Origin of the sequence: Nocardia sp. NPDC127579, from assembly GCF_042672005.1 — a bacterium.
Taxonomy (GTDB): domain Bacteria; phylum Actinomycetota; class Actinomycetes; order Mycobacteriales; family Mycobacteriaceae; genus Nocardia.
On record NZ_JBHXVZ010000021.1, the window covers coordinates 1 to 3,400 of the forward strand.

Annotated in this window: 1 protein-coding gene; it reads left to right on the top strand. The window is 65.4% G+C overall.

The annotated features are described in order from the left end of the window. Positions 1 to 3,400 (top strand): amino acid adenylation domain-containing protein (locus ACFVMC_RS33115; RefSeq protein WP_379216923.1); only part of this gene is annotated, 3,400 nt, incomplete at both ends.

Here is a 3,400-nt window from a genome sequence, read left to right on the forward strand (position 1 = left end):
CTGATTTCCAGGTGAAGGTGCGTGGTCTGCGGATCGAGTTGGGTGAGATCGAGTCGGCGTTGACGGCGTTGGACGAGGTGGCCCAAGCCGTTGTCGTGGTCCGCGAGGACGAGCTGACCGGCGCACAGCTGGTCGCCTACCTGGTTCCGGCGGACGCGGCGATCGACCTCGGCACGGTGCGCGCGGAGGTGGCGGCGCAACTTCCGGCGTACATGGTTCCCGCGGCCTTCGTAGTACTCGACGCCTTCCCCCTCAACGCTTCGGGCAAGCTCGATCGAAAGGCCTTGCCGCAGCCGGTATTCGAGGCACGTGAGTTCCGCACGCCGGTATCGCCGGTGCAGGAGATCGTGGCGGGTGTTTTCGCCGATCTGCTGGGCGCCGACCGGGTGGGCCTGGACGACGACTTCTTCGCCCTGGGCGGCAACTCGCTGATCGCGACGCGGGTGACCGCGCGTCTGGGCGCGGCACTGGACGTGGACGTGCCGGTCCGTGCGCTGTTCGACGCCTCGTCGGTGGAGGCGCTGGCCGCGCGGCTGGAGTCGCAGACCGGTCAGGGCACACGTCCCCGGTTGACGGTGCGACCGCGGCCCGACGAGGAATTGGTGCCGCTGTCGTTCGCGCAGCAGCGGATGTGGTTCCTCAACCAATTCGACAAGTCTTCCTCGGCCTACAACCTGCCGTTCGCCATCCGGCTGTCGGGTGAGCTCGATGTCGCCGCTCTGCAAGCCGCTATCGGTGACCTGGTCGCGCGGCACGAGTCGCTGCGCACGGTCTTCCCGGACAGCGATGCCGGGCCGGCGCAGCAGGTGCTGGACGCCGCCGGCGTCGTGCCGGATCTGGACCTGCTGCGAGTCACCGATGCCGACCTGTTCGAACATCTGATCACGCTGGCCGCTGCGGGTTTCGATGTCAGCACCGAAACGCCGCTGCGCGTCCGGCTGTTCCAGCTCGGCGCCTCGGAGTATGTGCTCGGTGTGGTCGCGCATCACATCGCCGCCGACGGCTGGTCGCTGGCGCCGCTGGCCCGCGACATCATGGTCGCCTACAGCGCGCGGACCGCCGGCGTCGGGCCGGCCTGGGCGCCGCTGCCGGTGCAGTACGCCGACTACGCGGTGTGGCAGCGTGAGGTGTTGGGTGCTGAGGATGATCCGGAGTCGTTGATTTCGGGGCAGACTCGGTATTGGGTGTCGCAGTTGGCGGATTTGCCGGATGAGTTGGTGTTGCCGGTTGATCGGGTGCGTCCGCCGGTGGCGAGTTTCCGGGGTGGTCGGGTTTCTGTTGATGTTTCGGCGGAGATTCAGCAGCGTTTGGTGGTGTTGAGTCGTCAGCACAATGCGTCGGTGTTCATGGTTTTGCATGGTGCGCTGGCGGTGTTGTTGTCGCGGTTGTCGGGTTCTGAGGATGTGGCGATCGGTACGCCGATTGCGGGTCGTGGTGAGCAGGCTCTCGATGATTTGGTCGGGATGTTTGTGAATACGTTGGTGTTGCGTTCTCGGGTTGATGGTGGGGAGTCGTTTACCGAGTTCTTGGGTCGTGTTCGGGAGACGGATCTGGCGGCGTTCGGGCATGCGGATGTGCCGTTCGAGCGTTTGGTGGAGGTGTTGAATCCGGCGCGTTCGCAGGCTCGGCATCCGTTGTTCCAGGTGATGCTCGCGGTACAGAACCTGAGCCGGCCCACGCTCGAGCTCGACGGTCTGGCGGTGCGGGCCGAGGAGCTCGACGTCGAACTGGCGAAGTTCGATCTGCAGTTCACCCTGACCGAGGTCGATGGTGGCGGCTGGACGCTCGAATTGACCTACGCCACAGATCTTTTCGACGAGTCGACGGCCGCTGAGATCGCCTGGCGCTGGGTGCGCGTCCTCGAGGCTATCGCTGCCGACGAGTCGGCGACGGTGGGCAGCATCGATATTCTGCGTGTGGATGAGCGTGCTGAGTTGGTGGCGCGTGTGGGTGTGGCTGCTGAGCCGGTGCGGACGTTGCCGGAGTTGTTGGCCGAGGCGGTGGCTGGTGATCCGCGTGCGCCGGCGGTGGTGTTCGAGGGGACAGCTCTGTCGTATGCGGAGGTGGATGCTCGGTCGAATCGTTTGGCGCGGTTGCTGATCGAGCGTGGTGTGGGTGTCGAGGATGTGGTCGCGGTGACGGTGCCGCGGTCGGAGTTGTCGTATCTGGCGACGTGGGCGATTGCGAAGTCCGGTGGTGCGTTCTTGCCGGTGGCGTCGGATCTGCCGGGTGATCGTGTCGAGTACATGCTCGGTGATTCGGGTGCGCGTGTGGGTGTGACGGTGTCGTCGGTGCGTGCGCAGTTGCCGGGTTCGGTGGATTGGGTGGTGCTCGACGAGCTCGATGTGGATGGTTATTCCCATGCGCCGCTGCATGATCGGGATCGGCTGCGGCCGCTGTTGCCGCAGCATCCGGCGTATGTGATCTACACTTCCGGCACCACCGGCCGCCCCAAGGGTGTGGTCGTGAGTCATGCCGGTCTGGCGAATTTCCGGGCGGAGCAGAACGAGCGTTATGGGCTCGATGGTTTCACTCGCGCTTTGCATTTCGCGTCCCCGAGCTTCGACGCTTCGGTGCTGGAATTCCTGCTCGCCGTGGGTAGCGGCGGCGCGCTGATCGTGGTGCCGCCGGGCACCTACGGCGGTGCGGAGTTGGCGGAATTGATTCGCGAGGAGCGAGTCACGCACGCGATGCTGACGCCGTCGGTACTGGCGTCGATGGATCCCGCCGCGTTGGCCGGTCTGCGGGTCGTGATCGCCGGTGGTGAGGCGGTTTCCGCCGACCTGATCACCAAGTTCGCTGCCGGCGGGCGCAAGTTCTTCAATGCCTACGGTCCCACCGAGGCGACCATTGCCAGCAATATCAGTGACGCGTTGTCCCCGGGCGATCGTGTGACCGTGGGCGCCCCGATTCGGGGCATGCATGCCCTGGTGCTGGATTCTCGGTTGCAGCCGGTTCCCGTCGGGGTGGCGGGCGAGCTCTACCTGTCGGGCATTCAGCTGGCCCGGGGCTATCTCGGACGCGCCGGACTGACCGCGGATCGGTTCGTGGCCGATCCCTTTGCCGACGGTCAGCGGATGTATCGCACCGGTGATGTGGTGCGCTGGACCGCTGAGGGCACCGTCGAGTATGTGGGCCGCTCGGATTTCCAGGTCAAGGTCCGTGGTTTCCGGATCGAGCTGGGCGAGATCGATGCGGCGCTGACCGTCGATCCCAGTGTCGATTTCGCCGTCACCGTCGGTCACACCGGGTCCGCAGGCGTGACGATGCTCGTGTCGTATGTCGTTGCGGTGCCGGGATATGTCATCGATGTCGCCGAGTTGTCGGCTGATCTCGGGCGGCGGTTGCCGAGTTATATGGTGCCGTCGTCGATCGTGGTGATCGATCAGGTTCCGTTGAC